General features: G+C 45.4%; 18 protein-coding genes. 9 read left to right on the forward strand and 9 right to left on the reverse strand.

All coding sequences use genetic code 11. From position 1 onward, the window contains the following. Nucleotides 1-255 precede the first annotated feature (255 nt). The 4 genes from FCL46_RS25205 to FCL46_RS25220 form a co-directional block, all read right to left on the reverse strand. Nucleotides 256-954, reverse strand: a complete 699-nt coding sequence (locus FCL46_RS25205; RefSeq protein WP_167505991.1) for a FadR/GntR family transcriptional regulator — start codon at nucleotides 952-954, stop codon at nucleotides 256-258. Nucleotides 955-1,032: 78 nt separating this feature from the next. Continuing rightward, entirely contained in the window at nucleotides 1,033-1,440 is a 408-nt protein-coding gene (locus FCL46_RS25210; RefSeq protein WP_136809245.1) for a hypothetical protein, read from the reverse strand. Nucleotides 1,441-2,255: 815 nt separating this feature from the next. After that, nucleotides 2,256-5,426, reverse strand: coding sequence for a hypothetical protein (locus FCL46_RS25215; RefSeq protein WP_136809246.1), 3,171 nt, complete (start codon nucleotides 5,424-5,426; stop codon nucleotides 2,256-2,258). A 357-nt stretch (nucleotides 5,427-5,783) separates the two neighbouring features. Beyond that, nucleotides 5,784-6,458: an HAD family hydrolase gene (locus FCL46_RS25220; RefSeq protein ID WP_136809247.1), complete on the reverse strand. Its 675-nt coding sequence runs from the start codon at nucleotides 6,456-6,458 to the stop codon at nucleotides 5,784-5,786. Nucleotides 6,459-7,348: 890 nt separating this feature from the next. Here FCL46_RS25220 and FCL46_RS25225 point away from each other — a divergent pair. From FCL46_RS25225 to cooS, 8 genes are all read left to right on the forward strand, one after another. Further along, nucleotides 7,349-8,299, forward strand: coding sequence for an aldolase catalytic domain-containing protein (locus FCL46_RS25225; protein ID WP_136809248.1), 951 nt, complete (start codon nucleotides 7,349-7,351; stop codon nucleotides 8,297-8,299). Nucleotides 8,300-8,909: 610 nt separating this feature from the next. Continuing rightward, nucleotides 8,910-10,052 (forward strand): AI-2E family transporter, encoded by a 1,143-nt coding sequence (locus FCL46_RS25230; protein WP_136809249.1) that lies wholly within the window; start codon nucleotides 8,910-8,912, stop codon nucleotides 10,050-10,052. Between the two features lie 30 nt (nucleotides 10,053-10,082). Then, a complete protein-coding gene (locus FCL46_RS25235) occupies nucleotides 10,083-11,015 on the forward strand; it encodes a ComEC/Rec2 family competence protein (protein ID WP_136809250.1) in 933 nt (310 codons plus the stop codon). Nucleotides 11,016-11,164: 149 nt separating this feature from the next. Beyond that, a complete protein-coding gene (locus tag FCL46_RS25240) occupies nucleotides 11,165-11,776 on the forward strand; it encodes a TetR/AcrR family transcriptional regulator (protein ID WP_136809251.1) in 612 nt (203 codons plus the stop codon). 23 nt (nucleotides 11,777-11,799) lie between these two features. Beyond that, entirely contained in the window at nucleotides 11,800-12,321 is a 522-nt protein-coding gene (locus tag FCL46_RS25245; RefSeq protein ID WP_136809252.1) for a PaaI family thioesterase, read from the forward strand. Nucleotides 12,322-12,737: 416 nt separating this feature from the next. Next, nucleotides 12,738-13,811, forward strand: coding sequence for a patatin-like phospholipase family protein (locus FCL46_RS25250; RefSeq protein WP_136809253.1), 1,074 nt, complete (start codon nucleotides 12,738-12,740; stop codon nucleotides 13,809-13,811). A gap of 276 nt (nucleotides 13,812-14,087) precedes the next feature. Continuing rightward, complete coding sequence (locus tag FCL46_RS25255; RefSeq protein ID WP_136809254.1) at nucleotides 14,088-14,750, forward strand: Crp/Fnr family transcriptional regulator; 663 nt, start codon at nucleotides 14,088-14,090, stop codon at nucleotides 14,748-14,750. Nucleotides 14,751-14,901: 151 nt separating this feature from the next. Then, nucleotides 14,902-16,791 carry an anaerobic carbon-monoxide dehydrogenase catalytic subunit gene (gene cooS, locus FCL46_RS25260; protein WP_136809255.1) on the forward strand — a complete coding sequence of 630 codons (1,890 nt, stop codon included), beginning with the start codon at nucleotides 14,902-14,904 and terminating at the stop codon, nucleotides 16,789-16,791. A gap of 122 nt (nucleotides 16,792-16,913) precedes the next feature. On the opposite strand, the gene FCL46_RS25265 is transcribed toward cooS, so the two are convergent. Genes FCL46_RS25265 through FCL46_RS25280 form a run of 4 tightly spaced genes read right to left on the reverse strand, consistent with a single transcriptional unit; the run spans nucleotide 16,914 to nucleotide 20,107 of the window. Then, complete coding sequence (locus FCL46_RS25265) at nucleotides 16,914-17,354, reverse strand: CBS domain-containing protein (protein WP_136809256.1); 441 nt, start codon at nucleotides 17,352-17,354, stop codon at nucleotides 16,914-16,916. A 59-nt stretch (nucleotides 17,355-17,413) separates the two neighbouring features. Continuing rightward, nucleotides 17,414-17,998 carry a LutC/YkgG family protein gene (locus tag FCL46_RS25270; RefSeq protein ID WP_136809257.1) on the reverse strand — a complete coding sequence of 195 codons (585 nt, stop codon included), beginning with the start codon at nucleotides 17,996-17,998 and terminating at the stop codon, nucleotides 17,414-17,416. Then, nucleotides 17,995-19,380: a lactate utilization protein B gene (locus FCL46_RS25275; RefSeq protein WP_136809258.1), complete on the reverse strand. Its 1,386-nt coding sequence runs from the start codon at nucleotides 19,378-19,380 to the stop codon at nucleotides 17,995-17,997. Before FCL46_RS25275 ends, FCL46_RS25270 begins: the two co-directional genes overlap by 4 nt. Continuing rightward, nucleotides 19,352-20,107, reverse strand: a complete 756-nt coding sequence (locus tag FCL46_RS25280) for a (Fe-S)-binding protein (protein ID WP_136809259.1) — start codon at nucleotides 20,105-20,107, stop codon at nucleotides 19,352-19,354. Before FCL46_RS25280 ends, FCL46_RS25275 begins: the two co-directional genes overlap by 29 nt. A 378-nt stretch (nucleotides 20,108-20,485) precedes the next feature. Between FCL46_RS25280 and norR the strand changes: the two genes are divergently transcribed. Next, on the forward strand, nucleotides 20,486-22,057 hold the full coding sequence (norR, locus tag FCL46_RS25285) for a nitric oxide reductase transcriptional regulator NorR (RefSeq protein ID WP_136809260.1): 1,572 nt from the start codon (nucleotides 20,486-20,488) through the stop codon (nucleotides 22,055-22,057). A gap of 188 nt (nucleotides 22,058-22,245) precedes the next feature. Here the strand turns inward: norR and FCL46_RS25290 are convergent, their stop codons facing one another. Further along, entirely contained in the window at nucleotides 22,246-25,473 is a 3,228-nt protein-coding gene (locus FCL46_RS25290; protein WP_136809261.1) for a YhdP family protein, read from the reverse strand. Nucleotides 25,474-25,557 lie beyond the last annotated feature (84 nt).

The raw sequence follows: 25,557 nt of genomic DNA on the forward strand, positions 1-25,557 counted from the left end.
GTACCTCATAGTGCCGAAGAATTGTTGCCTTCAGCTACTGGTTAGCTGATAAATTGATGCTATCAAAGTGAGGGGGGCAACGTCAAATGTGCTTTTTCTCGACAATGTGTGAAATGGGACCGGCGGAGGGGTAAGGGTGAGAATCTGTTGAAAATAGAGGTGTGGCTCTGGGAAATATTTTTACGTCAAAAAGATTTCCCAGCCTATTTTCCGAGTGTTAATCGCCTTGACAGCGATGAGGAGAGAGGTCACGCATTACCCGTTCGTTTGAACGAATTCCTCATAATCCTGCATGGAGAATGAGACATGAAGTCTGAGGAGGTTGCGGGCGTCCTCGGCTTTACCGCGCTTAATTGCGTTCAGGATTGGTCGATGTGCCTGAAGAACAGCAATGGGATTGTTCTTGTTTCGTACATATGCATTGAGAAACAATCGAAGGTGGGAAGTGATTGCCTCATGCATCATGACCAGGAAATGGTTGTCTATAATGAGCGTCATTTCCTGATGGAACTGCAGATCCATATAGGCGACGAGTTCACTTGGAGTATTCTCATCCACATTCTGGTCCAAAATCGATTCAAGACGCCGGATATCTTCTTCGGTGCGTTGCAAAGCTGCCAGTCCGGCGATCTCGCTTTCTACCATAATTCGTGCATCCACAAAATCTTTCAGTCTTTTTGAGTCATTGAGAGCGAAATAGGGGATGAGCATATTTTTTAAGGTACTGGATTTCAGATGCTCAAGTACAAATGTACCCTTGCCATGAGATGTCTGGGTGATGCCCATGGCATTCAACCGGCTCAGTGCCTCTCGTAGAGTTAGTCTGCCAACTCTAAACTCATCCTGCATTTTTCTTTCACTGGGCAGTTTGGAGCCGGGTTCATACACTCGTGTGTTAATGCGCTCTGTAAGAATATTAACCAGCGCATCAACCGTTGAGGTCTTTTCTATCATCAAGTGGTCCTTCATTTCACGAAAGCATGGCCAAATATCTTATGCCGGGAAAAGCAGAAGAAATCTGGCCATTGCCTATTAGGCAGTTTTGCCGGCTTCAGGGGCCTGCAAATCATATCTCTTATAGTAAAACAATACACAGAGGGTATACAAACCTATAGCTGTACCGATAGGCACTGAAATAAGGCTGAATAGTGCAATGCAAAACCCTCTGATTCCCGTGGTCCATTTGCGCTCAAGGGTAATATCTTTTGAAAAATTCAGCAAGATTGTCGACCATCCGACAAGAAGAACGGGTGCAATAATCCAGTGCACTCCGGGGAACATCGAAGGTGGTGGAGGTGATCCCGGCTGAGCAGCAAGCCCGCCTATCAGCAGAAAAACTGATCCAATAATTCCGAGCCAACCGATAAACGCGTAAATTCTCCCAAGAAACAAAAGATGCCAGGACAGTACGGGTAGGGATTTCAACTCGTTGTTTGTCATCAGATTCTCCTCCGGGTTGCGTCCGAGGTGCCGGACTAAGCTGGTAATTGACTCCTGTTGTATTCACTGCTAACTGATCAGATCAGTTATTGGTGTTATATTGAGACCATTGGTGCTGGGATAGTGCAGGATATGGAGACAGTTATTCCGGTAAGTTATTTATGTCCATATACTATTGTATAAAATGGAAATAATCAAGATGGTATTAAAACAGGTTTTGATAGCGGTGGTGGGCTGTTATTGATCTGTTTATTGTAATATATGTTTGAAATAAAAGAGGGAAATCTCGAGATATAGACGTGTTGTGGATTTTGTGATGGTCCTGTAAATAGATAATGTTTGGTTTAAGTTGCTGATTATGTTTGCTATCTGTTGTCTATGTTGTCTTGGCAGCTGGTATGATGAGTGACGTTGGTGGAGTCTTCAGTATACCAATGAGAGCAGGGGGTTGCTAATACCATTAAACCGGGACTACCCACCATACCAGTAAAGGAGATATCCATGTCGCGGGTCATGCTGGCAGTTTTTGCTGCGCCTCGTTGTTTAGCAAACCTCTCCTCGGTATGTTGTTGCATTGAGTCCTCAGAGGTTTGTGGTCGCGTTTAATCTGTTGATTATTGTATTCGGGGTGATTCTCCTATTGCATACATTGAGTGCCAGTGGTGGTATGGAGACTATTCAGACTGGTTTTCGTTCAGCCACACGATAGTCTTCTTCCGAAAACTATCGTGTGGCCCAATATCAGTGTTGTGCGTTCAATCTTGAACCACCTGCTTACCTTTCGGAATGTAAACTGGACACCATATGTATTCATGCTACTGTTGTACCTTGTGGCGCATTTTTCCAAGTCTTTCCATATCGGCAAGATATTGCTCTGAGCGGTCAAGATAGAACGAGAGTGCCTTGGAAAAATTTTTGCCGACCAGTCCATCAACGAACTCCTGGCTGATTTCTTTATGACGTTTTAAAACCAACTGCGATCTATAAAAAATCAGCCACTCTTCTTCAGACATATCCTCGCAGATGATACTGAGTGCTTTCTGCGCCCGTGGTTGATACATCCAGAAATGCATGAGATCAAGAGCGTTGACGATGATCAGTTTTTCCTGATCACGTGCTTCGTAATTGAGGGTCTGCATCATCATCTTGGGAGACTGCAACATCTCAAGTACGTCTTCTTCAGGGAATTGCAGGTCAAGTTTTGAAAATACAGAGAAAAGTTGAGAAATCTTGGTGCGATATGCGGACAGCCGTGCCCTGACATTTGTTTGACGGTCTGCAAGACCTTCGATAACAGCGGCAACGCAGTCTGAGGCAAACTTGGATATGATTGCAGCCCATTTCTGTAAAGCTCCGGAGACATCAGGTACGCCAGCTGTCTGCAGCATGGTTGCAATAAGTCCATTAAGTAAAATAGCCACCGGTATGGCAATGATCGATCTGAAAAAATTGCCTATTGTTGCTGACTTCGGTAACCCCCTGATTGCGTTATGGCTTGAAATATAGATCCCGTTGGCCAATCCCATCACGGCATAAAGGAGAACCGGGTTGGTGGCGGTGGTAACGCCAAAAGCTTTGTCAAGCAACAGGGTTTTCACCAGGTAGTCCAAAAGGGGTACTGAGAATCCGGTATAGAGCAGAGAGTCAGCGATTCGGCTCCAGCTGATAAGCGAATTCCAGGGCAGAAGAGGAGAGCGGCGAAGCCCGCCTCCGCCAAGAACAGATTGGATTATGTTACGTGAGCCGGTGATCCCAAACCAGATAAAGGCACCAAAATATGCGAGTAACCACCAGTCTTTGGTAAGGCTGAAGGTGAGAAAGGCCGGGATGAAACCAAGGAGGACTTTAAGGCTGTTTTTCAGGTTGGTATTGAGATACTTCCATGGATTTTTCAACCGCTCAACGCTTGGGGTCTCTTCAAGCATGATTTTGCTTGTACCGTTACTGCCTTTGCCGCCAAGGGTTACAATATTGCCGGGTTGTTTGGCATGTATCTGAAATGCGTCGAGAGACCAGTCGGACCATTGCTGGCGGTAACTGTTTCTGATAATCGGCAGCGATTCAATGAATCGACCTATCGAAGACGATGCAGAACTGGTAGTTGGGCGGGTGTGTACGTTTTGCGTAAGGCGTGCACTTGCAGGAATTGCTAACCGGGTTGCCTTTTGTACCACTTTTGCTGCAGCCTTTCTGGCTCTGACGGGAAGTGTGTCGAGTACAACCAGCCCCATGCCGTAATGATGCTCTGCCTGGCCGGTGGAGCCTGAACCAATGCGGGAACGCAGGGTTCGCTTTTTGTAGTACGTATGAAACGTCGAAAGGTTATAAAGGATGTCGTTAAGCTCAAGAATCCTTTGCTGCATAACTTTCAATTCTTCTGTTAGCGCGTCATCTGCCTGCTTTTCACCGGAAAGCAATTCGACTTGCCGAAGCAGTCGTATGAGCTGGTCATCGTAATCAAGGATTATAGCCCGGATCACTCGTTTAAGTATAATTACGTTGTCGTCATTGAGTGCGCGCTGCAGGTCGGCGATTAGGCTGTAATGGTGTTCTGGGCTTTTCAGATCAACGGCCTCACCTTCTACTTTTCCATAGCCGGGGAGTAAACCGGAGGTTATGCCGTGTGCTGCATTTTTCAGGTTATAGGCCTGAATATGGGTAAACATTCCTTCGCTTGCATAGAGAATTTCCAGAGTATCCTGTACCGAGAGGTTGCTCAGATTTAACGTGAATTTTGAACTTGAGTGCAGAGAGAGCAACTTTTTGAGCAACTCTTTCGGACTGAAGTTCAACAATTGTGGTATCTTGTCGCTTGTCTGTGGATGACCTGGGTTATGGAGTTCCGGATTGCATGAAGGGCGAAGATAGTTATCAATAATCGATTCAACATGAATTTTTCGAAAGCGATTAAGACGTTCTTTTAGCCTACTTTTGATCTCAGGATCAGTGTCTGGGGCATTCAGGATTTCGTGCACTGATGCCAGATTTTGTCGTATCTGTTCTTCGATTTCGTTATGGATGAATCGCGCCAGATGCAACAGTGACGGTTGGCCGGCCCCTACAAATTTTAAAAAGGCATCGAGTTTGAGTGGGGCGAGTGAGATTTCAAGTTCATCGTTTAAGCTGTATCGGTGGCGGCTATTGAAAACCTCCAGTACCTCAAAGACGTATTTCTGTTGATAGAGAGAAACTTCACGCCCCTCAATCATAAGTTCTTTAACTGCATCTTCTTCCAGAAACTTGAGAAGCGCACTATTATCCTGAAAGCCGTGGGGTTCCCAGGTGAAACGTATATATTTATCCCTGAAGCGGGCAGACATCTCAATACCAACCTGAACTTTCACATCAAGAATGGCACTGGCCTCAATCAGTTCCTCAACGACTTTCGGATGCACATAGTTGTAGTAAACAACGGTTAGATAGCGAATACCTTTAATCCAGGCATCCATCACAAGATGAGTAGGCGACTTACGTCCTTTGGTGTTTGCGTCATGGACATGGTCATCAAAAGCAAACTGGTTCCACTCTTCCGGCATCTCAAGCAGATGGTATTTACTCAGCTCTGAGCGAACCTTTCTCGGGTTACCTGTTGAAACCATGCGGAAATCATGGGCCAGTTTTAATTGCCGGAGTTCATTGTCCCTGCTGCGCAGCAACTCCTTCATGATCTGTAGAAGGACCCGCGCAGTGTTTTTCTGATAGTAGGTCGTGGATGAGAGAAACACCTCGTCACGCAGTGAGCGCAGGGCGGTAATTCGGTCGCGTGCTTTGCCCGATTCAAATGATCCGAGCAGGCCGGCAATGGCAAAAGCGATGCGCAAACCACGGGCTGCTGCCATTTCCTTGATGCCATGCGGGTGCATGTGTTCAACAAGGAGCGAATGGAGCGTTCTGGACTGCTGACCTCGCTCAAGTACATCGTTGACGATGGTTAAGAGCTGGTAGTCGTTTTTGTCAAAAAAAATAGGGGATGGTTTGTTATGCATAAAGAGGATGTATATTTCGTTAAATCAAAAGTGCTATCTGTTGGTCCTTGTAAGAACAGCCTAGGAGGCTGTCCGACAATGCTCTTTTCACCCATATCTTCGTTAAACTCGAAAAATTATCCTCCGGTAAGCGAGGGACGAGACTCCGAGATATTAACTATATGACTCCGGTAATTTTGCGAGTTTGTCTTGATCTGAGCGAAAATCCCTATTGTCGGACACCCTCCTGGGGAGTCAGTTTTTTAACCTGCTGTTAGTGCTTCGGTTATCTCTCTCAGCAGGTTCGGGAATTGTCCTTGCAGATATGTAAAAAGCATAACCTGAGAAACCAGATATGTCACCTACACAGGTTCAGGATCAGGTAAAAAGCTGCCAGGGGAAGTCAGTTGATGAGCGTATGAAAAAATCAGCCAGCTCATATCCATCTTTTGGTGTTCCGGGTTCCGGCCATGCGACCACTGTCATACCGGCAGCTGATGCAGATTTTACACCAACTGTTGAGTCTTCCACAACAAGGCACTGGTTAGGTGAAATCCCAATTTTTTTAGCGGCCAGCAGATATGGTTCAGGGTGGGGTTTACCGTTATCCACATCTTCACCTGAAATGCTGAACGATACAAATTCAGTAAGTTGCAGAGTGGTCAGGTTAGCGGCCACAACTGCAAGATCTCCGTTTGAAACACATGCCTGAGGGATTTTTCGTGCTGCGATCTCTGAGAAAACACCAACGGGTTCAGATCTTTTCATTTCTGGTTTAAGTGCTTTGCAGTACATCTGAGCACATTCAGTGCTGAAAAGAGTTGAGTCAGCGTTGAAGTCATAAACTGATGACAGATGTTGCCATTTTTCGGCCATTGATTTGCCAAGCAGCTCAGCATTATCTTCTATGTTGAGTGTATAACCGCGATCTTTGCACCAGTCGGCAATCACCTGATAGTGGAGTTCTTCGCTGTCAATCAATGTGCCGTCTATATCCCAGAATACTGCTTTGATGGTCGGAGAGGTGGTCGGCTGAGTCATGTAAGTACTCATAAATAATGTGCTCCGGCAGCTCAAGAAAGTTGAGTGCCTGTTCGCTTTCGTTTTACGTGGAAGGAGTCAGCTTGAGAGAAAAAGGAACTTCTTCGACAATCTCCCGTGATTCCTTGTTCATATTGACATCAAGACATCTATACAGCATTGATTTTTACTACGCAAGCTGGACAGGTTGAAAATGATACAGAGTTGAATGTGCAAATTGAAAGACACCTTCTGTATCAACAGTGATTCCTATTCTGGTTGCTCATCGCGATGCGTTATATTACGCCCCCAAAAGACATTATCTTCATTTTGCTTAGCATGGAAGAGAAACATGTATAAGATTGAGGAACTTACGCCATATTAGATTATGTCAACTCCTCCCCCGGATTTTAGCGTCACTTCTATCCTTGATGAAATATCTCTCATGATAACAGGCTGGATCATTTTTTTCTTTGAGTGTAGTTAGTTTTGATGTGAGTAATGGCTAATAAAATTAATCAAAAAAGAATTAGATCAGAATAAAACATCTGTAATGTTGACTTGGATGTTAATATTTGCTAATAATTTCTGCTCTCGAATGTGTTGCTTGGGTAACTACAGATGCTTGTCGATATTTGTGTCGTATAACCACTCAGCACCAGAGAGAAAATTCCAGGGGGTTCTGTGAATTATTAGCTTCAACAGACCCTTTTGCTCGGAGATATAAAATTACCAGGAGGCTGTTCGAAAATCGTCATTTCTTCTCAAATCGAAGAATTTTGATAATAACAAGCGCAGTCATGTGTCTGATATTTATAATATTGTTATTATCGGGATAACGAAGAGTTGGGGAGGCAGGGAATTCTCGGACAGGCTCCTGGGCAATGTTCCGGTATCAATCCATCAGTAAACAGGAGTAAGTAATGTACAAGGAAGAGATCAAAGTAATCGATTGCACTGTCCGTGATGGCGGCCTGATGAACAAATGGCAGTTCAGCGATAAATTTGTTCGAAATGTCTATAATGCTCTTGCAGATGCAGGTGTTGATTATATGGAAATAGGGTATCTCAGTTCAAAAGGTGCCTTTGATGCTAAAGAGTTCGGTCCATGGAGATTCTGTCACGAAAAGGATCTGAAAAGGATCATCGGTGATGGCGAAAAGCGTATCAAATTGTCAGCTATGGCTGATATAGGTCGGATTGAGATTGATGATATCCCTCCGGCATCGGAGAGTTCGCTCGACATGATCCGTGTTGCGTGCTACGTCCATCAGGTGGATACTGCGATCGCCCTCGCACATCACTGCCAGGACAAGGGATATGAAACAACCATCAATCTCATGGCAGTTTCAACATTAGGTTTGCGTGAGTTGAATGAATGCCTTGAAGACCTGAACAAGAGTAAGGTACCAGTCATTTATCTGGTAGACTCTTTTGGTGCATTCTATTCTGAAGACATCGATACCCTTGCGCAGAAATATGTTGAGAGGCTACCGGGAAAAACAATCGGTGCACACTTTCATAACAACCAGCAGCTTGCTTTTGCAAACACCATTTCAGGAATAATAAACGGAATTAACTATCTTGATGCGACTCTCTACGGTATTGGTCGTGGCGCTGGTAACTGCCCGCTTGAATTGCTGTTATCCTTTCTGAAGAATCCTAAATTCAAAGTACGTCCGATTGTTAAGTGCATTGAAGAAGAGATCTTCCCATGGGCACAGAAAATTGACTGGGGCTATTCGGTACCATACATGGTTACCGGGACCATGAACCAGCATCCGCGAACCGCAATGGCTGTGATGGAGTCAGACAATAAAGATAACGTAACCGAATATTACGATACAATTGTTAACGCAGTGGGCTCAGTCTGATACTTTCAGTTGTATACATAAGCAGTTCAAAAAAATGGCGTACGGTTGATAAAACCTTACGCCATTTTTTATGAGGGTTCAGTTGCCAGGCGTTTAACTATCTGCTGTTCCATCTCGATGTGATCCAGCAGTGCAACGGCGTTGTTGAGTGGGGAGATAACTTCAAAAAAGACTATCAATCCCCAATACGATCTGAAACATTTTGGCCGATAACTCCCCTCGATAATTCCAAGCGGTATTGTTGAGAAGTCCAGGTTAGATGTTACCTCAAATAATTAACTATCAACAAACATCTAAGAAATATATCAGTTGCATTACAATGTATGAGTTCTTCATGAGTTGAAAATCGTCTCTTTTGATTCGTGGCTTTTTACAATGGAAATGATTGCTTGAGATGTTAGGGTTTTGCCTGTCGTTTTGCTGGTTTCTGAACACGTTTTTCCCGCACCATACGTCTGAAATATTAGCATCATTTGGGTATGTTAAAAGCAGTAGGATCCCGGTAGACCAAGAGTCCTGCTACAAAAAACTACTATGGAAATGTTGAATGTATGGTAAGAGTAGTCAGTTAGCAGTATAAACTGCCCAATGGTCTGTAATCGGAGAGAAAATGAAGCGCGAAGCAGTGCATAAAACAGTGTTGTTAAGTCTGGTGTTTCTCATCTCATCAATATTTTTGACGATGATACACCAGTTTTTGATGCCGATGTTTATGGCGGGTCTTTTTTCTGCAATGGCAAGTCCGGCTCATCATTGGTTGACCAGAAAAATAGGTGGCCGTGAGAATATCGCTTCGGTACTGATAATAATAGGAATAGTCGTGCTTGTTATTGCACCGCTTTCTATGTTGATCGGGGTTGTGGTATCTCAGGCGATTAATGTTGGGCAGTCTGTTACTCCCTGGGTGCAGTCATTTATCAATGAACCGACAACGCTTACCCTGTATCTTGAGAAAATTCCATACTATGATCAGATACTGCCCTACCGTGATGTGATTATACAGAAAGCTGGTGAGTTGGTTGGTACACTCTCCACGTTTCTCATAGATTCACTGAAATCTGCAGGCACAATGACAATTAATGCAGTGTTTGGTTCAGTAATCATGCTCTACGTGATGTTCTATTTTCTCACCATGGGCGATGTGCTGCTTGAACGAATTCTGTACTTTCTGCCGCTAAAAAATGATGACGAGCAGGCATTGCTCAGACGGTTCACCTCCGTTACACGAGCAACCATAAAAGGCACCTTGATCATAGGTCTGATGCAGGGCACAATCTGCGGATTCGCCTTTGCTTTTGCCGGTATCAAAGGGCCGGTTTTCTGGGGAAGCGTGATGGCTGTGACCTCCATCATCCCTGCGTTCGGGACAGCGCTTGTTTGGGGGCCCGCTCTTGGAATACTCCTGTTGCTGGGTGATTTTTCAGGTAGTATTATCCTGGCTGTGCTTTGTGGGGCGGTTGCAGGAAATCTTGATAACGTCATCCGCCCGCGTCTCGTGGGTAAAGATACCGAGATGCATGACCTATTTGTGTTGTTTGGTACACTTGGCGGTATTGCCATGTTCGGATTGCTGGGAATTGTCATCGGGCCGATCATTGCTGCACTGTTCATTACTATCTGGGAAATTTACGGGAATGTTTTTCATGAGTATCTTCCTGATGTCGGTCCTATCCTGAAGGCCGCACGAATGCAGGAAGATTGTGAACCTCAACAGGATCCGGAAAGCTGTGATGTGCAGACGAAGGTGGAGTGAGCTATTATTTTACTTGGAAAAAAATGAGTATTGGAAGAAAATGCACATAACAAACTGGTGCAGTTAATCGCCATTCAACCAGGCGGTGGCCTGTTGCCATCCCCTATAATATCAGCGACTATTTCAATGACTATACGGCCAATTATTATTGTGTGTCTTGGTGTCTTATTTACCTCTATGAGCATGGTGTCCTCGGCGTATTGCGAGGCATTAAACATTTACTTTGCCGATGTCGGACGTGCTAACGCCACCTTATTCTATCAGCCGGGTAAGTGTGCAATGCTTGTGGATACAGGGTCACAGGAGAGTAGCGAAGCGTTGCTCAGTGTGATGCGAAAAGCTGGAGTGAAGGCACTTGATTTTGTGGTAGTGACTCATCCACATAAGGACCATTTTGGTGGACTGCAAAGCATTGCCGATAATTATGAGATTCGTGAGCTGTCTGATAATGGTGACACCAACGAAGATGAAGAAGGGTTCGTTGCGTATAGTAAACTCCAGTTCAGCCTGCCGTACTCTGTGCTTGCAAAAGGTGATTCGTGGAGGTGTGGCGATCTTTCCATAGAGGTACTGCATCCATCCGCGGCGTTTGACACTGGAGATGATTACAATAGTAGATCGCTTGCTCTTAGGATGGGTTTCAACAGTTTCAGATTATTATTGATGGGTGATGTATCCGGTGCAGGTGAAAGAAAGATGCTGCAATCATCACAGGAGATGGAATCCATGGTGCTTCACGTTGGTCACCACGGAGAGAGCAATTCTACCTCAAGAGAGTTGCTTGAGCGGGTAAAACCTAAAATCGCTATCATAAGTAATGGAAAAGAGGATCTCTCCAGAGGTGTATCCCAACAGGTTCTTGATAGACTCGCTGCCAATGACGTAAAGACATTCCGTACAGATCAGGAAGGTACTATCCACTTGCGGGTTGCAGAAAATGGCAATATTCGTCTCAAGCCTTAATCGTTGCGGGGATGGTACCTGATCCGCAGATTCAGCTGAATCGTCCTGATCATTTCTCTGTGTATACTTCTTGACGTCAGATACTTCTGGCGTTATTAAATGAATGTTCAATTAATAAAACAATTCATTTTAGAAGTAGTAGATGCCATATGGAACAAACCGCAAGAAAACGTCAGACAGCAGAGCAGCGAAAGCCAGCTATCCTTATGGCATTTTATCATGTTATTGAGAACGAAGGCTTTGAGAATGCTTCTGTAGCTAAGGTGGCGAAAAAGGCAGGCGTTCATCCAAGCCTGGTGATTCACTATTTCGGTACTAAGGAACGTATGGTGCTGGCGCTGGTGGATGACGTGCTGCAGACCTATTCAGATCTGTTTCGAAAACTTCCCAAGACCGGTGAACCGGTACATCGACTTGATCACCTGCTTCGCCTGATATGGAGCAGGGAGTGGCATGAGGCAGCAAGTTTTTCTGTTGTTTTTTCATTTCTGGCATTAAGCCAGAGAGATGATGCGGTTATGAAACGAGTGCAGAATCTGTATGGTAAATACCGTGATTACCTCGTCGAGCAGGTATCATTTTTTTCAGAATCCGGAATTATCAGGGTGGATGATGTCGATGCTGCAGTGGAAGCGCTGATCTCACTGTCTGAGGGGTCACACTATTTTTGCAGGTATCATATTACCGGTGACTCACTGGAAACCCACTGCCAGAATATGATTTCCTCGGCAAAGAGGATTCTGGGTGTTGTTACAGAGTGAATCTAATCTTCCTGGAGGAGAGTATGTTTGAAGGATTACCAGAAAATGCCAAGAGAAGCGTCCAGTGGCAATCTCTCGTTGGTGTTGACAAAGAATGTTTTGGCTGTGGTGAAGAGAATTCCCATGGCTTGCAAATGAAGTTTGAGATGAATGATTCAGCAACTCAGCTTCGATCTCACCTTATAATGGACAAGCGTTTTCGTGGCTGGAGCAATCTTATCCATGGTGGTGTTCTCTCAACAATACTTGATGAAACAATGGGGTGGACTGTACTTTGCCTGACAAAGCAGTTTATGCTTACAAAGGGCATGCAGGTCGCCTTTAAAAAGCCGGTGCGAATAGGCATGAAGATAACCTCCACCGGCTATATCAAAGAGCACCTGAGTAAGAAGAAGATCGTGGTTGTTGCGGAGATACGGGATGATGCGGGTGCACTTTGTGCATCTTCAGAGGGTGAATTTGCTCTTTTCAGTAAAGAGCAGTTTTTACGCATGGGAATAATGCCGGAAGAAGATATCAATCTTATGGTGGCATCAATAGCTTAGAAGGCTGTCCGACAACGCCCTTCCGCCCCATATCGTCGTTATGTTGGAAAAATAATGCTCGCAATATTGAATATATGGCTGCGCTTATTTTTCCAACATGCCTAGATCTGAGGCGAAATGTCGATTCTCGGACAACCTCCTGGGACTGCTCAATACCCATAAGTCAAAACATAAGCCCTGCAGACGGCGCTGCATCTTTGAAAACGTGACAAAAGGACTGAGGAAAAAGGACTTAGGGCTAAGTAAATTGCACTGCGAATGCAATAAGCTTCTGAATTACTCTGTCCTTAAGGTAAGCCCGCTTTCAGCCTATTGGAAATGGTGTAAAAACAAAATGTTGCGTAGAAGATGACAAGGTGGGGGGAATGGATAGGCTCCTAACTTCGGGCCGAAAACGAATATAGATGGTGTAAAAAATGTCAGGTGATCTTCTCTTTCTTGCTGGCCACAGAGCGTATGAACGTATACGTGAAAATGGTCTGGAAGCGGATGATGTTGAGATGGTGGTTGGAGCTTCTGGGGCCGCGAAGTGGTTGGTTTTACATGGACTTGAGTCTGAACTCTTTGGTAGTTGGTTTCCGGGGAGGAGTAAAACACTCCATCTTTACGGTACGTCGATCGGCTCTTGGAAATCGGCCGCTGCAGGGCGACAGAACCCGCTTGAAGGGTTTGACACTCTTGCCCACGCATATATCCACCAATACTATAACGGCACAATCACACGTGAGCAGGTTGCACGTGAAACTGAACGGATTATAGGTGATTTTTTGGGGCCGGGTGTACCTGAAGAAATTCTTGCCCATCCATACTGTAAGATACATCTCTCGGCAGTGCGCTGCAGTGGAGCGCTGGCATCTGATAGCCCGAAGATAGAGATAGCCGGGCTTGCCGGGACATGGCTGATAAACCGGTTATCAAGAAAGCTCTTTAAGCGGTTGTGCGATCCAACGCTTTTCTATCATCCTGATGCTCCTCCACCATTTATCGACAGTGATGAATTTAGCGGTGGTAAGATAGCGCTCACTGCAGAGAATTTTCGGAAAGCGATTCTTGCCAGTGGTTCAATTCCCTGTGTGATGGATAGCGTGCGAAATATCCCGGGAGCACCCTCAGGTGCCTACCGCGATGGCGGACTATACCATTACCACCCGGCTTTTGATTTTCTTAATGGCCGCGAAGGAATAGTTCTTTACCCTCACTTTTATGACACTGCAACCCTTGGCTGGCTGGATAAAAATCGTCCAAGCCGAATTGCTGATGGCAAATTACTGACTGATGTCCTTATGCTGGCCCCCTCTCCTGAATTTATTGCAGATCTCCCATTAGGGCGAATACCTGACCGCCGGGATTTTGAGCGACTGGCTGGCCGCGATGATGAGCGGGTAGCTTTTTGGGAAAAGTCGGTAGAGATGAGCGCCAGACTGGGAAGGGAATTTCTAAAAATGGTTGAATCCGGAAGGATTAGAGAAGTTGTAAAGCGGATTCCTTAGAAGGCTGTCCTTTTCCTGATATTTGCACTTTCAAGCCTGGCAATATCAAGATTCCCTGTATTTGCTATGTGTCTATTCTGGTTTCCCGATGTCTTCTTATATCCCTGAATAACGTATAATGGACTATCTCTATAAGCGAACTGTCAGCCAGCTGACAGTTTTCGCTGTGAAATGTTCTATTGTCCTGATTTAGCGTGAAAGTTCTGTTTTGGGTTGAATATTCTGACGTGTCTCTGGTTGGATGAGAGAAAAAGAGTAATAAATGAGGCGGCATCAATGAAATTTTTAGAAGAAAATCTTCTCGATCATCTGCAAAGACCGGAGTTTAAGGACCTTCATTCTTCGTTAATACCTCAAACCTTTGCCAAGGGTTCGTATATTTGCCAACCGGGAATCGGGAAAAATCAGGTGTTCATTGTTGTAAGCGGTAGAGTCCGAGTCTATCTTGGCTACGAAGAAAAAGAGTTTAATTTAGGGATACTCACCCGGGGAGATATTTACTCTACTCATACCGGAACATTTGTTCAGGCCCTCACTGATAGTGAGGTACTGATGACAGATGTTGCAACATTCAGGCAGCGTATAGTCGGTGATCCGGAGGTGACAAAAGCTATGGTTCGGGTATTGGGCAATATACTTAAGACCTCGTTTGCCATTATCGACGGTCTCGCCTTCAAAGATGTCAATTCCCGATTGGTTGCACTGCTTTCAAACGAGGCGCGGCGACATGGTTCTGAGTTGCAGGATGGCAGCATAGAGGTGAAAATCGATCTCTCTGTTGAACAGATAGGACGCTTAGTCGGTTCAACACGTCAAACCGTGTCCACATTACTTAATGATCTTGTAAAAGCTGACCTCATCGAGAGACCGAGGCGTGGCGAGTTTCTCATCCCCAATCTTGTTGCATTAGAAGCTGTGGGTGGTATACACCACACCTGAAAATCGTGTTGAAAGGTTTACAGAGTGTCAGCAAGGCGACAGTTTTTTCTCACGTATTCTTTACAATGTTTAACAGGCAGAATAGTTCCGGCAGCTACATGTTTATAATATAACTGCTGGATGGTTGTAGTAAAATACTAGAGGAGAAACCATGTTTACAAAACCCACCCCGGCAAAAGATCTAACCATCTGGGAAGATGCTGAAAAGATGATAGAGAAGGCGAGACGAGACGGGGTTGAAACTGTCTGGGATCGTTTCGAGCAGCAGACACCCGGCTGTAAGTTCTGTGAGCTTGGTCTGACCTGTAAAAACTGTAATATGGGACCGTGTCGAATCAGTATCAAAGAAAATGGCAAAATGCAGCGCGGAGTTTGCGGTGCTGATGGCGATGTGATTGTAGCCAGAAACTTTGGTCGTTTCGTTGCCGGTGGTTCAGCTGGTCACTCTGATCATGGTCGTGATCTGATTGAAGTGCTTGAAGCTATTGTTGAGGGCGAAGCGCCTGATTATACGATCACTGATGTAGAAAAATTACAGCGAGTTGCAGCTGAGCTTGGTATCGCTACAGAAGGGCGCGAGGTGATGGCCATTGCCGGTGATCTGGTAGATGCGTGTTTTGCTGATTTTGGTAGTCGTAAAAAAGAACTGGGGTTTGCCAGCCGTGTACCTGAAGTGCGCAAAGAAATATGGCGTAAGTATAAGGTTATGCCACGGGGAGTTGATCGGGAAATTGCTGAAATGATGCATCGTACTCATATGGGCTGTGATAACGATGCGGTAAGCACCTTGTTGCATGCAGCGAGGACAGCTCTGGCAGATGGCTGGGGTGGTTCAATGATCGGTACCGAACTCTCAGATATTATTTTTGGCCTTCCAACCCCGAGTAAATCACAGGTTAACCTGGGTGTAATAAAGGAAAGCAGCGTCAATATCCTGGTACATGGACATAACCCGGTGGTCTCGGAAATGGTGCTTGCCGCTGCGCGTGATCCTGAAATGATTGCAAAGGCGCAGGCCGCGGGTGCAGATGGTATAAATATCGGTGGACTTTGTTGTACCGGTAATGAACTACTGGGAAGACAGGGAATCCCTATGGCGGGTAATCACCTGATGACAGAACTTGCCATTGTTACAGGTGCAGTTGAGGCTGTTGTCGTTGATTATCAGTGTATTATGCCAAGCATGGTGCAGGCGGCGGCCTGTTATCACACCAAATTTATTACCACTGCTGATAAGGCACAATTTACTGGTGCAATTCATATCTCGTTTAACACTGCGACAGCTGCAAAGCAGGCACGAGAGATTGTTGATATGGCAATCGAGGCTTATGCAGAGCGTGATCAATCGCGTGTGGAGATTCCTGTTGCACCTGTGGACGCTGTTACCGGTTTTTCCAATGAAGCATTATTGAACATGCTTGGTGGGACTCTTGACCCATTGCTGGATGCCATAAAAGATGGCTCTATTCGTGGGGTGGTTGCCATAGTCGGATGTAATAATCCAAAATTTCAGCATGATTCACAAAACGTCGGCCTGGCAAAAGAGCTGATTAAACGGGATATTCTCGTACTGGCAACAGGCTGTATTACGACAGCTGCCGGCAAGGCCGGGCTTATGGTCCCTGAAGGCAGCGAAATGGCGGGCACGGGCTTACAAAAAATCTGTTCAGCGCTCAATATTCCTCCTGTGCTGCATTTTGGCTCCTGTGTCGATAATTCCAGAGTTATTCAGCTTTGCGGTATTATCGCCAATGCGCTGGGTGTTGATATTTCGGATCTGCCAGTATGGGGTGCCTCTCCTGAGTGGTACTCAGAGAAGGCGGTTGCCATTGGCCTGTATTGTGTGGCGTCGGGTATTCCTGTTCAGATTGGTACTCCACCTCAGATAACCGGTTCAAAACTGGTAACTGATCTTGCTCTGAATGGGTTGGAAGATGTTTTTGGAGCATCTTTTCTCGTGGAACCTGACTATGCCGTTGCTGCAGAAAAGATGGATGAACGAATAAAAGCTAAGAGACGGGCTCTCGGCCTCTCGGAATAGCAGCTTAAAGAACAATCGCCTGTAATAATAAACATTACAGGCGATTGTTCATTGCTATCTTGAAACTCTTTTCAGAGTGCGTTGATTAAGGGACGCAGTTTTCTGTGTTGAAGGTGACTTTGTCACCCCGGATATTTGTCAGCGATATAGTCTTTGAAGTATTTGAGCTCAACATCCTTTTCTGTTACCTGGGCACTTACAACATCTCCCATGGAAATCAGACCAATAAGCTTATTATCTTTTAAAACAGGTAGATGGCGAATTCTTTTTTCCGTCATTATGGCACGAACATAGTCGAGGTCATCATTTTCGGCGGCAACGATCAAATTTTTTGTCATGATAGTCTCGACTGTGAGTGTTCTGATGCCCTCAACATGTTTAAGTGTAGCCATCAGCACATCACGTGCACAGATAATTCCGAGAACCTGCTCATCTTTATCAACAACGAGCAATGACCCTATTCGATTGGTTGAGAATATCGACATGGATTCCAGAACAGTTGTCTCAGCTGGAATGGAAACGACCCGACTCCCCTTAACTTCCAGTAAATCTCGTACGTTCATTTAGTTGCTCCTGGTAGTGTTGAATATTGATTCGGAAGTAGTTGCACCTAATAATACGGTTATACAAAAAATACATATCCTGATTTTGGACCATGGGCGCCGATAACCAGCGATTGCTCGATATCAGCCGTCTTTGAAGGACCCGATATAAAGGTGCCGTAGCTTGAACCTGTAAAATCGATTCGCTCGTATGCATCATGCATGGTGGCAACGATATTTTTCGTTTCCACTACTATTATACTGTTTTCAGCGAGAAAGTAGAGTGCCCTGTGACGATTATCAGGGTTTTGCACCCAGACGGCACCGTTTTCAGCCACAGCAAATTCTCCTTTAATAACTGCTAGATTAACTGATGCCAGTGAATGCGGTGTCTCTGCGCTATTTCCATTGTCACTTGAGATAGCACATCCTGCTACATTGCATACTATGTCACTGGCATCAGGATAAAGCTCTCTTGCTTTTGATTCAATATCAGCGATACTTTCAAGAAAAACAGCTTTGCCACCAACACCGTGTAAGGCTTCACTGAATTGAGTGTTGAGGTCGTCATATACGATGGCCTCGATATTGTGGTCAGGAAGTTGTGTGCTGGCATCAGTTCCAGCAGACTTAATGCTGTTTAGAATACTGTCTTTGGATGTCATGACTTTCCTCCTTTCCGCTCCTTGTACAGCTCTTTGAAACTCTTCCTGGGAAAGTCTGGTAATTCACGGTGCTCCCCCCATTCATTTAACTTTGAATAGACAAGAGATCGTGGTAGATGCGGCACGATCTTTCGCGCCATTTTGCCACTGATATCCAGCAGAAAGGGATGTTTGAAAACCCAGGCGACCAGCCCTAAAGCCACTTCCTTTTTTTTATCAAGTAAGCCTGCATTAACAACGTCCTGTCGATGATAATAGAGCTGATTGTGTAAATCTATTTTCATAGGACAGACATTGGTGCATGATGCGCATAACGAGCAGGCGAATGGCAATGTTTTGTTACTCTCAAGATCTTTGCTTGCTCCAAGGGATGAACCTATCGGACCGGGGATGGTGTACTGATAGCTGTGGCCGCCGCTTCGACGATAAACAGGGCAGGTATTTAAGCAGGCACCGCAACGAATGCAGTTAAGTGACTCTTTATACTTTTCATTACCAAGAATAGCAGAGCGGCCGTTATCAACGATAACGATATGCATCTCACCACCTTCCACAGGGCCATGGAAGTGAGAGGTGTATGAGGTTATCGGTTGCCCGGTTGCACTGCGCGCCAGAAGTCGTGTGAAAACTGCCAGATCTTTAGCGCGGGGAATGATCTTCTCGATTCCCATTGAGGCTATATGCAGTTTGGGAAGACCTGCGCCTAAATCGGCATTTCCTTCATTGGTACAGACGACAAAACCACCCGTATCGCTGATGCCAAAGTTGACACCCGTCAGCCCTGCATCAGCATGTAAGAATTTTTCTCTAAGATTTGCGCGTGCAGCATGGGTCAGGTAGGTCGGATCGCTATTGCCCGCTTCGGTGCCCATATATTGCTGAAAGGTTGTGCTAACATCTTCTTTTTTTAAGTGAATTGCCGGAAGGACAATATGCGAAGGCGGTTCGTTTCGAAGCTGGACAATTCGTTCACCGAGATCAGTATCTACAACTTCAATGCCATTTTTTTCTAAATACGGGTTGAGGTGGCATTCTTCGGTGAGCATGGATTTACTCTTTACCAGCTTTTTCGCCTTATGGGATTTAAGGATATCCAGAACTATGCGGTTATGTTCATTGCCGTCTTTTGCCCAGTGAACCTGTATTCCCCGTGCCTGTGCGTTTGCTTCAAACTGTTCGAGGTACATGGCGAGATTAGCCATGGTGTGGGTTTTGATGTCTTTGGCGAGCTGGCGAAGCTGCTCCCACTCAGGAAGGTTCCTGGCGGCACGGTCACGTTTTTCCCTGACGAACCATAGGGCTTTGTCATGCCAGTGGGTTCGCTCCACGTCCTGGGTAAATTGTTTAGCGAGTTCAGGATGTCCCATGTGGTGCCTCCCCATTTAAAATCTGTGCGATATGCATAATACGCAGGGGTTTTCCCTGGCGACGAATGAGACCATCCATATGCATTAGGCAGGAAAGATCGGCGCCTGTCATAACTTCCGCACCGGCATCTAAGTGGTCTGCGATCCGGTCATTTCCCATGAAGGCCGAAATTGCATTTTCAGTAATTGCGAAGGTTCCACCGAAACCGCAACATTCATCCGGTCGACTAAGAGTAACAAGCTCAAGGCCACGTACTTTTTTCAGTAACGATTCGAGCTTATTAAATGATGGAATGTTACGTTCACTGGGACTTCCGAGTCCTAGTTCACGATGTCCGTGGCAACTGTTGTGCAGACCGACTTTATACGGGAATGATACATCGAACTGCTCAACCTTAATGATATCGTGGAGGAATTCACATAATTCATAGGTGTGAGTTTTGAGATGTTCAAAACCATCTATACCGTCCAGAAACTGAGCATAATGTTTACGCACCATGGCTACACAACTTCCGGTGGGTCCGACGACATAGTCATATTTGCTGAAAATATCTAAAAAGCGCATTGAAAGTTCGTGTAGATCCTTGGTGCATCCGGTGTTTGCCATGGGTTGTCCGCAACAGGTCTGCGACATGGGATACTCGACGTCCAGTCCCTGCCGTTCAAGCAGTTCCAGAGTCGCCATGGATGCTCCCGGATAGAGTTCATTCATAAAGCATGGGATAAACAGGCCGATTTTCATAATGAATAACTCCTGAAGGGCTAAATAGTCAGCATAAACTTGAAGAGATGTAATTGTCGTTTGTTTCACCATGCCCGGAGAGCTGTGCCAGATCGTTTGATGCCGATTCAGTATTAAACAGTTCTGATATCGTGATCTTACTGTACGGGGCATGATGATGGCTGAATTATGTTCAAAAAGAATGTAAGCACGGATGTTATGAACATCTACACAATAAATCGCGCCTTTAGGCGATGGGCTGTATATCCTGTGTTGGCAGAGTACAAATGATCAGGAGTCTTTTATATTCTAATACTTCTTCTGATTATCGTTGGTAGTTGTTGTTTCTGCAACATCCGGCAGTTGTGTTTTTGATACAATGTTGTACTAGTTACAACTATGAGTAAACTAGATACGCTTGCTGCTATAGCAACAGACCTGACGGCCGTATTGAGTGCAGAAGATCGCTACCAGCGACTGCTGGAGGCCCTGCATATTGCAATTCCCTATGATTCCGCTGCACTTTTGCGTGTCAACGGAGACTGCCTTGTTCCACTTGCTGCACGAGGGTTGACACCTGATGTTATGGGACGTGAATATTTTCGAAAAAATCATCCGCGGCTCGATATTATCTGCGGGTCCGATGGACCGGTGGTTTTTTCTCAGGACAGCCCCTTACCTGATCCGTTTGACGGTATGCTGGCAAAAGACCCGGGTGGTTTACATACTATTCATGCCTGTCTTGGTTGTCCGTTGTACATCAATGAAAAGCTTGTCGGGGTGCTGGTCGCGGATGCGCTTGATCCGAAAGCTTTTAACAAGCTGCCGAAAAAATATGTTATGGCCATAGGCTCAATGGCTGGAGCCCAGATGCAGACCGTCGACCTGCTCGCTGCCCTGGAGAAACAGGCTGAGCGACAGGGGCTGCTTGCCTCGGACCTGATGCAGGATATTCACCTGCGTAGAGGGAGTAATATTCTTGGTAAAAGTAAGACGATGCAACACCTCCGCGAGGAGATTGAGCTGGTTGCCAAATCGGAGTTCACCATACTCATTCTTGGTGAGACAGGGGTTGGAAAAGAGCTGGTTGCGAGATCCATCCACAGCCAGTCGCGTCGCCGGGACAAACCGCTCCTCTACCTCAACTGTGCGGCTCTGCCTGAATCACTTGCCGAGAGTGAGCTATTTGGCCATGTAAAGGGTGCCTTTACTGGTGCCAATAGCGACCGGACCGGTAAGTTTGAGCTTGCGGATGGCGGCACCCTCTTTCTTGATGAAATCGGTGAACTCTCGCTTGAGATACAGGCAAAACTCTTGCGGGCGATTCAGGAAGGTGAGGTGCAGCGGATCGGGTCGGAGAAGATGTTCCATGTTGATGTGCGATTGCTGGCAGCAACCAACAGGAATTTGGAAAAAGAGATACAGACGGGGAAGTTCAGGGCCGATCTCTATCATCGGCTAAATGTCTACCCGGTAACTGCACCACCTTTGAGGGATAGAAAAGAAGATATTGCAATTCTTGCAGGCCATTTTGCCGAGAAATCGGCTGCTCAACTGGGACTTAAAGCGGTGCGACTTGGTGATGACGCATTACAGTTGCTGCACAGGTACAGCTGGCCGGGAAACGTTCGTGAGCTGGATAATATCATATCGAGAGCAGTGCTCAAGGCCTCTCATTCGAGTGGGAATAAAGAGTTTATCATTATTCAGGCGAACAACCTTGCAGGAGACTTTGGTGATGCCATCTACACCAACCCTACCCCCGTCGCAAAGAGTTATCCGGTCATGGAAACTGGGAAAATCTCCCTTCGGGACGAGGTAAAGTCGTTTCAGATACGGTTGATAAAGACAGCCCTCATCAATAACAACGGCAACTGGGCGGCTGCGGCGCGAGACCTGGATATAAACAGAAGTAACCTGCATAACCTCGCCACACGACTAGGAATTCGTCAGAAAAAAGAAGAGGACTGATGTTCTCCTCGGGCGATGGTTAATCAACCATATCCAGCGTGATGATGCTGCGTATGTAAAGGCGGTTAAATCATCTATGGATGCATTGACTGCTAATGCGCCTGATCAGTAAGAGAATTCTGGCAGAGGTCGCTCGATTTTTCAGGCAGTATGGAAGTGTTTTGGTTGATTGTACTATACGCCTCTGCTTATTCAGCTTCTTCGCCTAGCTTCTCAACAAGGTTGATGGGGAGTTTCAAGGTACGGTAAAGCATTGAAAACGGCATTGTGGCAACTTCTTGAAATAGCAGATTCTCAACGTCAGGGTCGGTGAGGTCTCCGGTGATTTTCAGGGTGATTGACGGCTGCTTCTTATTGCCTGCAAGGATATAACCGATAAGCGGTATTTTCTGGATATTGGTTTTTGCCTGTGTTATCAGATTCATGTCCATATCTATCTGAAGATTGACGAAATCTGCCCAGCCTGTGCCTGTAATATTGAATAGCGGGGATTTCATCTCAAGAGATTCAAAGGTGGCAACACCTTTTTTGACAACCGCACCGGCAATGAGCGAATTGATGAACACCCCGTTAGTACTGTATTCGGGGTTGGAAAAGGTGACGAGTGCCGGGACAGTATTAAGAAACGCCATGATGTTATTAAAGGCTGTATGCTCTTTTAAAAGCGTGTCTTTTACCTTGACGAGTGTTGAGAAGTTATCAAATTTACCAAATGCCACTAAGGACATTTTGCCGCCTTTAAACGTAGAGTTATGCAGCAGGGTGCCCATAAAAACATCATTGAGTTCTTTCCCTTCCAGCGTGAAGGACTGATCGGCACTCTCCAGAGAGATTGTACCTCCAGCATGCTGCAGGTTAAGCGTAGTTCTTTTACCTGCGTGTTCAATATAAATGTTGTCTGCCGGAGCATGATTGTCTGGCGTGAAATACAGAAAACTGTTGTAGGCATCGAGGGTGAGAGAGAATGGGCTCTCCTCGTCTGGCTGCTGCACTGGTGGTTGACCGCTCTGAATTTCTTCTTCTTTGTTGTCCTGTTTCTTTATCAGGGAAATGATTTCCGGTACATTATACCCGATGGTGTCTGAACTGAGGCTGAGATGACCCTTGCTGTAAGATACGATCAGGTCGTTATTAACTGTTGCCCAGAGATTTCCTTTTGTCATATGACCGGATAGTGTGTAGGTCGTTATAGGTGTGGTGTCTTTTATCAGCAGGGGCATAGCGTATGGCAGATGTGCTGAAAATGTATATGTATCTTTCCCCGTTCCTGTAGAAATAATCACTTTTCCGGAGTTGAGATGATACTTTTGCAAGAGTTTCGATCGCTCATGCAGGGGGGCCAGATCAGATATAGTTGCAGTCCATTGTGGTTCTTCACCGTATTTTAAATCAATCAGGATGTTGAATTCGGGGAAGTTTACCAGTGTACTTTGAGGGCGGGAAATGATAGTACCGTGCATTTCTCCAATTGGATTGTTGTTGAGAGTTACCTTGTGTAAAAAGATGTCTCCCTTTCTTCGTTTGTAGTCGTAGAATCCGGAAATTTCACCATCAAAAAAATCGCCATAGACCAGTCGGTCGCTTACAAAGCTTAGCTCGTTGGAGTTGGAGCTGAATTGTAAAGGATTCAGCGTTACAGGAGTATTATCCATCCGCCAGATAGAGGTCTCCCGTGAGCTGATCGATAATTGTTTACCGTATTTAACAGTAAATGGCAGCCCTGTGCTTTCTAGAACACGGTTGTCGACAGCGTATTTCAGAAGTGTACCGTGTATATCCGCAGATTGTTTGTTGATAGAAAACGATCCGGATATTTCAGCCTGGATTCCGAGGGGACTACTCACCAGAGTCGGCGAGAAACTCGCTCCAAGATCAGAGTAATTGAACGGCCCGCCAAAAGATGCGAGATCAAATTCTTTATCATCAACGGTAATTGAAGATGCGCTGGCAGTGTACGTTAGTCCATCAGGGTTAAACTTCAGTTGAATTGTTGGTCTTGGGCTATCTTTTTTTAATCCGACAAGTGTTTCGCCAGTTTTGATGTGTAATTCTTTGACGGTAATATCCAGCTTTCCAGAACCGGTTTCACCATTAATATTTCCTGTGGCAGTTACGGCAAAAAGCTCAGGATAAGACGCCTGAAGTTTTTCTATTGTTACCTGGCTGTCGTTAATGAGGACCAGGCCATCGGTAACGTCAAAAAGATTACCTTCGTGCTCGAACACGCTGTCTTTAACAGCAAACCGTCCTTTGGCTTTAATGATATCGAGGTTGAAGTGTAAGGCAAGGGTGAGTTCAGCGTCTGTTTTTCCTTGTGTTTGTTTGAATGGCAGGGATATTTCGTAAAAATCAAGTAAGCGTAGTATGTCTTCATTGAGTACTGCGGGTGCATCTATGTAGGCAGTGAGGAAGATATCATCAGGATCTATAAAATTGATATCCAGCCAGCTCTCTTTGCCATGCTGCCCGTAGAATGTCGCGTTGCTGGGCTTGATGGTCAAGACGCCTTTCTCGAAAACAACATCGGCATATTCAGCTTTGATTGGTTCAAAACCCTCAGCGAAGACGTATTCACAGTCATCAATCGTTATCTCAGCATATAGTGTATCAAGGATGAGTAGAGGATTGTCCCAGGGGAAGTTTCCCCTGAAGGTTTTTAACCTGTAGCGACTCCCCGTAAGATACTCTGATATCCAGGGTTCTATGTCCTTGTCGATTCCAAACAGGTCTACGACCGGTTTGATTACTTCAATTTTGCCGACTTCTTCTCCCTGAAAGCTAATGCCGTCGGTGTCAGCTGTAAAAGATATTGTTGCAGGAAGACTGTCGGCAATATTAGCAAGTAGATCCCCTGTTATGACCGATTTGTGTAATTCGAGTCTGATCTTACCTGATATTTGAGAGTTGAAGCGTTTGCTTGAAAGTTGTGTGATGTGTGCGGTGAGATTTTTGTCTGATAAATTAAGGTCTGAAGAAATGTTGATATCAGACGATTCGAGGGTGAAAAAAGATCGCTGACCTGCATATTCGGTGCAGTGCAGGCTACCTGTAAAATCTCTAAAAGTGATTGTTTCAATGGAAACAAGCGAAAATAATTGGGCTACTCGGGGGAGAGTTTTAAGATGCCGGGGGAATGAAGGCTTGTCTACAGTTTCTGCATCTGCTGTATTTTCTACACTAATGGTATTGGTCGATGTCGTGTCGATTTTCAGTGTGCCTATCTGCAACTCCAGCCCGGTTTTCCAGATAAGTGAAATATTTGATAGATGTGCTTTACCTATATTCAACGAATCGAGTTGAATACCTGCCTTGAGCACAACAGATATCAGGATGATGAGAAGAACACTTAGCAGGGTGCAATTCTTCAGCAGCCTTACCAGCATTCCTGATTTTTTTTTCGCTGAAGATGTGCTCACGTTTCACTCACGTCCAGTCTCTTGAAAGTATTGTCATTAGATAAGAGCAGGTTACATGTCAGATAGTATCGCATTGCAGGAATA

The sequence above is a fragment of the Desulfosediminicola flagellatus genome, assembly GCF_005116655.2.
Taxonomy (GTDB): Bacteria; Desulfobacterota; Desulfobulbia; order Desulfobulbales; family Desulfocapsaceae; genus Desulfopila; species Desulfopila flagellata.

What these genes read in the sequence shown, in the direction of transcription:
- FCL46_RS25210 (WP_136809245.1), bottom strand. Translation starts at nt 1,440, where the DNA reads ATGACAAACAACGAGTTGAAATCCCTACCCGTACTGTCCTGGCATCTT.
- FCL46_RS25230 (WP_136809249.1), top strand. Translation starts at nt 8,910, where the DNA reads ATGAAGCGCGAAGCAGTGCATAAAACAGTGTTGTTAAGTCTGGTGTTT.
- FCL46_RS25205 (WP_167505991.1), bottom strand. Translation starts at nt 954, where the DNA reads ATGATAGAAAAGACCTCAACGGTTGATGCGCTGGTTAATATTCTTACA.
- norR (WP_136809260.1), top strand. Translation starts at nt 20,486, where the DNA reads ATGAGTAAACTAGATACGCTTGCTGCTATAGCAACAGACCTGACGGCC.
- FCL46_RS25215 (WP_136809246.1), bottom strand. Translation starts at nt 5,426, where the DNA reads ATGCATAACAAACCATCCCCTATTTTTTTTGACAAAAACGACTACCAG.
- FCL46_RS25225 (WP_136809248.1), top strand. Translation starts at nt 7,349, where the DNA reads ATGTACAAGGAAGAGATCAAAGTAATCGATTGCACTGTCCGTGATGGC.
- FCL46_RS25220 (WP_136809247.1), bottom strand. Translation starts at nt 6,458, where the DNA reads ATGAGTACTTACATGACTCAGCCGACCACCTCTCCGACCATCAAAGCA.
- FCL46_RS25280 (WP_136809259.1), bottom strand. Translation starts at nt 20,107, where the DNA reads ATGAAAATCGGCCTGTTTATCCCATGCTTTATGAATGAACTCTATCCG.
- FCL46_RS25240 (WP_136809251.1), top strand. Translation starts at nt 11,165, where the DNA reads ATGGAACAAACCGCAAGAAAACGTCAGACAGCAGAGCAGCGAAAGCCA.
- cooS (WP_136809255.1), top strand. Translation starts at nt 14,902, where the DNA reads ATGTTTACAAAACCCACCCCGGCAAAAGATCTAACCATCTGGGAAGAT.
- FCL46_RS25265 (WP_136809256.1), bottom strand. Translation starts at nt 17,354, where the DNA reads ATGAACGTACGAGATTTACTGGAAGTTAAGGGGAGTCGGGTCGTTTCC.
- FCL46_RS25270 (WP_136809257.1), bottom strand. Translation starts at nt 17,998, where the DNA reads ATGACATCCAAAGACAGTATTCTAAACAGCATTAAGTCTGCTGGAACT.
- FCL46_RS25245 (WP_136809252.1), top strand. Translation starts at nt 11,800, where the DNA reads ATGTTTGAAGGATTACCAGAAAATGCCAAGAGAAGCGTCCAGTGGCAA.
- FCL46_RS25275 (WP_136809258.1), bottom strand. Translation starts at nt 19,380, where the DNA reads ATGGGGAGGCACCACATGGGACATCCTGAACTCGCTAAACAATTTACC.
- FCL46_RS25255 (WP_136809254.1), top strand. Translation starts at nt 14,088, where the DNA reads ATGAAATTTTTAGAAGAAAATCTTCTCGATCATCTGCAAAGACCGGAG.
- FCL46_RS25250 (WP_136809253.1), top strand. Translation starts at nt 12,738, where the DNA reads ATGTCAGGTGATCTTCTCTTTCTTGCTGGCCACAGAGCGTATGAACGT.